The following is a 5845-nucleotide window of genomic DNA, read 5'->3' as shown; positions in this document are numbered from 1 at the left end:
TGGAACAAGGCCCACAACTCATCCGGTACCAGCCGCTCAACGATCCCCACGCCCGCAGACTACCGAACCAGCCAATTGAGATGACTTCTTAGGAGTTCGATCCGGATCCCGGGGCAGCTGCGGAAACCACATGGCCGCCGGTGGAATCGGGTTCCCAGCAGCCGACCTGATCCGGGGCTGTTCGTGACCGTTGATGTCATCGTTGGATGTCAGCGGAACAGCTGCGGCACCGGGCACATCTCCAATGGCTCGTCCGTCCGGTCGGCCCACCCCCACCAGACGTGCTGCTTAGTGCACTTCCATAGCAACCGACAGACACGCTGACCATCGTCCTCCCGCTGGGAGAGCACCAAGCCGCCAGACTTCGTGAGCTGTCCGCACTCGGGGCAGGTGGGAAGGTCGCTGGCCATGTCGAGCACCTTAACGGAGCGGCCTCTTCGTCCCGAAGCAATGCGCACGACCTTGTGACCTGCGGCCGAACCGCTCGTGACCTGCGCGGACCGTCCGCGAGCGTCCGTGGTTGTGCGCCCTGGTGCGGGGCCGTTGTAGCGCAGTTAGACACTCAGTGGGACGACTTCGGATCCTGCGCGGATTTGGCGCCATGGTCACCCATGGGCCACGTGACCGGCAGCGACTCGCGCAGCTGCCCCTCCGGATCCCAGTCGGCCGGTTTGTCCTTAACGTCGCCCTTCCAGGGGTACCCCTGGGCGATCCAGTCGTTGCGGGCCTTGATCACGCCCGCGTCTGTTGCGTCCTCGTACCCAAACTCGATCCCACAGCACCCACAGATGTCGAAGGTCGCGACGTCCCCGCTCCCGCCCCAGGGCGCGTACCCAAGGTCGAACCCGCAAACCGGGCAGTGATCCCCTGGCCTATTGCTTCGCACCCTGCGCTCCCTACTGAACCCCCTGCCCCCGCTGGAGCACCAGTTTGGAAGACTGAGGCTGCGGACCCTGCCTCACCTTGGCGGACGCTGACCTGCAGCAAAGCGACCCCTCCACCGCTGTTCCCCGTGGCTCCCCGCTGGGCACCGCCTCACCTGGCACGGCTGTGGCACGCGCGATCCCCTCGACGCGAACTATGGGCACGACGGTTGCTGGGGTCTGCTTGGGCACGTCGGCCGGTTGCTCGGGGCCGATGGAGGTCAGCCGCGGGCGCGGAGGTTGCGTACTTCGTTGCTGTACAGCGCTACCGACGGCCACCGCTTTGGGACGAAGGCACAGCCGTGCCACATCCGGCAGGGTCCGCTACTTCTTCGAGACCATCGAAATCCCGCCCAGTGCAAGGGAGAACATCCGCACGAGCGCCCTCCGCGCATCCGGGTCTCGATCGATTCGCTCGAGCGATGCAAACCTCGCCGGATCAAGATCGATCGTGGCAATACCGCCAGCATTCCGGTCATCCGCGGTCGAGAACAGCACGAGACATCGGTATGCCCGCACGACCCCTCCTCGCTCCTCACGCATCAGCGACTGGAGGACTACAGCGTCTTCCCTGACCTGGCTGCGGAGTGCATGTACCGAGGACCACCGAGTTGCCCAGCCTCGCTCCTCCGCATCCATCTGGATCGCGAGCAACGTATCGAAGCTGATCTGAAACACGCCGAAGTCGGGGTCGGTCGAATGGATCATAGGCATCAGGCACTACTACCTGTCGTAGACGTCCCACTCAAGCTGCAGACGGTCAGTCATCCGCCCCTCCCGTGATCGGCAGCTCGCACCGTACCGCGCGGGCGGCGCGTCGAGGCTTTGGGCTGGAGCCGCCATGGGGCGAGAGATCGGGGCCCGTACGCTGGCCGCGAATCGGGCTGGCTCCTTGCCTGCCCGCAATAGCTCGATGTGGGCCCCGATCTTCGAGGCTCGCCCCATGGTGGCTGCGTAAAGCCTCGGAGCGCCGGCCGCCCCAGCCACCGCGGTTCTGACCTCATGCCCCTGTGCCTACCTATGTGGGCGCGCGGCGGCGGACGGCCGTGCCGAGCGGGGCGAAGACTGGAGCGTGGGCGCGGCTGGACGTCGGCCGCGCGCCCGGCGGAGCGTGAGCGACGCCGGGTGTCTTGATGAAGTAGAGAAAGTCTTACCGCGCAGCGATCGCTTCATGATCGTCTAGGGCATGTCTGGCCCGGTGAAGGTAGATTGATCACCAGTTGGCTGGAGGCTGGTGGGAGGAGTTGCTGTGACAGAGATAGAGGTCCCGGGGCCTGACCCCGACTGGCAGCCGGCTACGCAACTGCCCTATTACACCGGCAAGAACCCCGCCTACCAGTACAGCGTCTGGGCCCACTGCGCCCCGCTCTTCGAGATGATCGGGGTGTTGAAGTTGCCGGTGCAGTCCGTGGCCCAGCGGCTACGCCTGCACGTGGAACGGTCCTGGGACGGGCTGGACGATCTCGACGTCGTTCTGTTCGGGCTGAAAGGCTTCAGCTTCGCGATCAGCAAGCACGACGGCAATCCGCTCGGCGTCTCGTATGTCTGGCTCACCGAGCCGCACGAGCAAGCCGACAAGGCCCTGGACACCCTGTTGGAGGTAGTTGGGATCGGGGAGGCCGCCATCGCATTCCGCGGAGACGCTCACGATGTCCGAGCAGAGCAAATAGCCACCCCACAGGATGCCAGCTCTCCTGGTCAAGTCTCGGGCGTCACCTTGTCGACCTCTCTGTGGGCACGGTTGCGGCGTGCTACCGGCAGGACGTCAGCGACCCAGTAAGCACCCTCGATGCTTGACAACGGTCATTGGGAATCAGCCACACCGGACGGCGAATCCATTACTTGATCGACTCGCGAAGCTCCAGGACTGTCGGGTGTCCAAGGTGCTCGGCTACCGTGCGGTCCATGCCTTCTGAGCTCGACACACCCCAGGGAGCGGCCGAGTTGGCCGAGTCGTTGTTGCCGCCGCTCGGGAACCGCTGGCTGCATACGCAGGCCGTTGCAGCGCGTGCCCGTGAAGTGTCCACGGCTGTGCCGGCGGATGAGCGTGATCTCCTCGTGGCTGCCGCCTGGCTCCATGACATCGGCTACGCCCCGGAGCTGCGAGACACCGGCTTTCACCCGATCGATGGCGCACGGCGCCTCGAAGCTCTGGGCGCCCCCGATCGGCTCGTACGCCTGGTCGCCCATCACTCCGGGGCCGTCTATGAAGCGGAGCAGCGCGGGTTGTCGGCGGAGCTGGCTGCGTATGAGCGGGAGGACTCTCCGTTGCTCGCGCCGTCACGATGAACGTCTATACGCACGTCGTGCAGGACACCCAGCGTGAGGCCGTCAGCCACATGGACCGGCTGCTGCGGAGGCGTCCCGGCCGTGAGTGAGCGTGGCCGTTGATGTCGGATCCGGATGTCGAAGACCCCCAGCCATGACCGGCTGGGGGTCTTCTCACTGGTGGGCGTGGACGGTTTCGAACCGCCGACATCTGCCTTGTAAGCCTGGTGGTCAGGGTTGTCGAGGGTGTGCAGGTCAGAGCGGCTTTGGAGACTCCCCAGCTCAGCCAGTCATCGCGACTGCCACGAGCCTTCGTTGACCGTGGCTGTCCGCTCAATATGGCACGGTTGTGGCACGCCAATACTCGTCCCCGGCCCTCGACAAGAAGCGCACCCCGTCCGGTTTGGGCTGGGATGGGAGCCGAGACCTGCGTGGTGCCCTTCTTCAGCCTGTCTGTCGGGGTACTGGTTGGTGTGCTCTTACAAGTACGGATGAACCTGCGCAGGCTGGACAGGGAAAGGGCGCAGTGCGACCCTGCTCCCATGAGCCTCGACGACAAGGACTACTGGCAACGCTGGATAGCGAGGTTGCTGGCCATCCTTGCTGCTGATCCCGCTGATCAGCTGACCTGGTCCAGCAAGCACCAAGTGAGGACTGCCGCCCTCGCCGATGACGTCGAATTCATCCTGCATCTGGCGGAGGGAATGGCGGAGCGGGGAACTCTCCAACGGGAGGCCCTCCAGGACCTCAAGACCATCGACCGGTTCTTCGATGACATGGATGTCCGCGGTCGCGCTGGCTTGTGGGCGGACGCAGTAACTGCAGATGCGCCCTGGGATGAGGTACGAATTCTGGCCCGCCGGATCCTCGTCGCGCAACTGGGCGAATGGTGTCTGCCGCTGCCGCGCCGGGTACCGCCTCAACACATCTATGACTGAGCACGTCCGCATCCCGACACTGCCGATAGCTGGCCTCATGGCCAGCACTCTTGCTGAGCCGTGACTTGTAAGTTCGGGCACGGCCTTCAATGGCCTGCCGATACGCATCCTCACGTGAAGTTCGCGGTGCTGTTCCGGCCGCCCCGGTGTGTCGCTGTCCGATCACGTTGATGTCAACTGCTGATGTCAGAGTGCTCCGGTAGAGCGCTGATCGGTGACCATGAGTAGATGGACGTCCCCGAGCTGCTGGAAGCAGCCTCCCTTCTGGTCCTGGAAGCGGCTGCAACCGAGAACGACATCACACTCAGCGATGTCTGGGACTACCTCGTCCATGATGAGTGGGAAGTCGCCCTCGGCCTTCTGGAAGAACTGGGGGACGGCCACCCGCTTCCCTTGAGGTTCTGGGAGACGCTCGCCGAGGCTGCTGAACAGATGCACCTCGAACGGAGCGCGGTCTGGTGCCACTGGCGATGCTCCGAGATCCGTAACGGCGTGATCCGGGCAGACTTGACACTTCTCCCAGCCGCCTCAGCGCGACGCCAGACGCCCATCTCAGGTCCTGGCGTCCTCCGGCCTATGTGGGACATCGGAAATCGATCGCCCAGCGGTGCGCAGGCAGTCAACATCGCCCGGCTCTGGGTTGAGAATGCACCCACGTTGGCACCCGGCGGACGAGCCGCTGTTCGCCTCGTGCCCCTCGTTCCTTCCCAGTGGCAGCATGTCAAGGTCGGACAGCAGATCACCATGCACGAAGACTCAACGGTGGCCGGCGCCGCAACCGTCCTGGAAGTCCACGCCCCTGAGCCAGCCATGCCGAGCAGCTGACCGCCCAGTGGCGGACTGTAGGCACGTTGGCCCCTTCGTCCCGAAGCAATGGGAGCGACTGGCTGACCTGCGGCCGAACCGGTCGTGACCTGGGTGGACCGCCCGTGAACATCCGTGGTTGTGCGTCTCAGTGCGCGGCCGTTGTAGCGCAGTTAGACACTCAGCAGAACCTCACGGACCAGTGGCGGTGGCGAAGCACAGGCGCAGACTGTCCTTGGTCCAGTCACAGTTGAACTCGATGCGGGCTGCCCGGCTACTACGGATGACGATGTTCGCGGCGGCACCGGGCGAGAGTCGACCGGTCAGGTCGTACGTAGGGCGCTTGTCGTGCGTCGTGCTCTTTGCCACCCACGCGTATCCGTCGGTCCGCACGAACAGCGGTCCGTCAGTGCGGCCTGCTGCGCGCAAGCTGTAGAGCAGTCTGTGAGTTGCTGCTATCGCACAGTTCGTGGGGTCAATGCGGTACCGCGACAATGAAATCAGGTCGTCTCGCTCCCCATCCTGGCGGCGGATCTTCAGCGCTAGGCTTTCGCGTGCCGCGGTCACGTCGGCGATGTCAAGTGAGACGAGTTCGCGCACCGTGGCATCACAGGTGTGACCGAGCAGGAGCAGGGCGGCACCGCGATAGCCAGGGATCGTCGGCGAGACCGCCGCCAATACAACACGCAGGGCATCGGGGAGGGCAGCAGCCGCGGTGAGATCAGGCTCAATCACGACATCTCCTAACGGATCACGATCGCCGCTCAGCATGGGGTCACTCTGCGACAGACGTCATCATGACCTGTGCAATTGGAGCCTTTAGAAGTCGTCTCATTTGGTGAGTCTGCGATAGCAGATGAGGGTGCAGGCAATGCTGGTGAAGGCCAGGAAGTGGTCGGCTGAGCGTTCGTA

Annotated in this window: 7 protein-coding genes and 1 pseudogene; 5 read left to right on the top strand and 3 right to left on the bottom strand. The window is 64.3% G+C overall.

Annotated elements, in window-relative coordinates; translation table 11 throughout:
- Positions 1-562: 562 nt before the first annotated feature.
- Both ACZ7MY_RS42945 and ACZ7MY_RS42940 read right to left on the bottom strand, forming a co-directional pair.
- Positions 563-736: a hypothetical protein gene (locus tag ACZ7MY_RS42945; protein WP_499611822.1), complete on the bottom strand. Its 174-nt coding sequence runs from the start codon at positions 734-736 to the stop codon at positions 563-565.
- 511 nt (positions 737-1247) lie between these two features.
- Positions 1248-1631, bottom strand: a complete 384-nt coding sequence (locus ACZ7MY_RS42940; RefSeq protein WP_499611819.1) for a hypothetical protein — start codon at positions 1629-1631, stop codon at positions 1248-1250.
- Positions 1632-2172: 541 nt separating this feature from the next.
- Here ACZ7MY_RS42940 and ACZ7MY_RS42935 point away from each other — a divergent pair.
- The 5 genes and pseudogenes from ACZ7MY_RS42935 (at position 2173) to ACZ7MY_RS42915 (ending at position 4954) form a co-directional block, all read left to right on the top strand.
- On the top strand, positions 2173-2703 hold the full coding sequence (locus tag ACZ7MY_RS42935; RefSeq protein ID WP_499611817.1) for a hypothetical protein: 531 nt from the start codon (positions 2173-2175) through the stop codon (positions 2701-2703).
- Positions 2704-2828: 125 nt separating this feature from the next.
- Positions 2829-3212 (top strand): HD domain-containing protein, encoded by a 384-nt coding sequence (locus tag ACZ7MY_RS42930; RefSeq protein WP_499611814.1) that lies wholly within the window; start codon positions 2829-2831, stop codon positions 3210-3212.
- Positions 3200-3301, top strand: a pseudogene (locus ACZ7MY_RS42925) (integrase); the annotation flags it as partial. The gene ACZ7MY_RS42930 and the pseudogene ACZ7MY_RS42925, both read left to right, overlap by 13 nt.
- A gap of 432 nt (positions 3302-3733) precedes the next feature.
- Positions 3734-4129 carry a hypothetical protein gene (locus tag ACZ7MY_RS42920; protein ID WP_499611812.1) on the top strand — a complete coding sequence of 132 codons (396 nt, stop codon included), beginning with the start codon at positions 3734-3736 and terminating at the stop codon, positions 4127-4129.
- Positions 4130-4357: 228 nt separating this feature from the next.
- On the top strand, positions 4358-4954 hold the full coding sequence (locus ACZ7MY_RS42915) for a hypothetical protein (protein ID WP_499611809.1): 597 nt from the start codon (positions 4358-4360) through the stop codon (positions 4952-4954).
- Positions 4955-5125: 171 nt separating this feature from the next.
- Here ACZ7MY_RS42915 and ACZ7MY_RS42910 read toward each other — a convergent pair whose 3' ends face one another.
- Complete coding sequence (locus ACZ7MY_RS42910) at positions 5126-5704, bottom strand: site-specific integrase (RefSeq protein WP_499611806.1); 579 nt, start codon at positions 5702-5704, stop codon at positions 5126-5128.
- Positions 5705-5845 lie beyond the last annotated feature (141 nt).

The organism is Streptomyces sp. NPDC111520, from assembly GCF_055635295.1.
Note: the sequence above shows the minus strand (reverse complement) of the source record. Positions and strands in the feature narration are given on the sequence as shown.

Bases quoted from the DNA above. Each gene is read 5' to 3' on its own strand.
- ACZ7MY_RS42940 (WP_499611819.1), bottom strand. From the start codon at position 1,631: ATGATCCATTCGACCGACCCCGACTTCGGCGTGTTTCAGATCAGCTTC.
- ACZ7MY_RS42930 (WP_499611814.1), top strand. From the start codon at position 2,829: ATGCCTTCTGAGCTCGACACACCCCAGGGAGCGGCCGAGTTGGCCGAG.
- ACZ7MY_RS42920 (WP_499611812.1), top strand. From the start codon at position 3,734: ATGAGCCTCGACGACAAGGACTACTGGCAACGCTGGATAGCGAGGTTG.
- ACZ7MY_RS42915 (WP_499611809.1), top strand. From the start codon at position 4,358: ATGGACGTCCCCGAGCTGCTGGAAGCAGCCTCCCTTCTGGTCCTGGAA.
- ACZ7MY_RS42910 (WP_499611806.1), bottom strand. From the start codon at position 5,704: ATGCTGAGCGGCGATCGTGATCCGTTAGGAGATGTCGTGATTGAGCCT.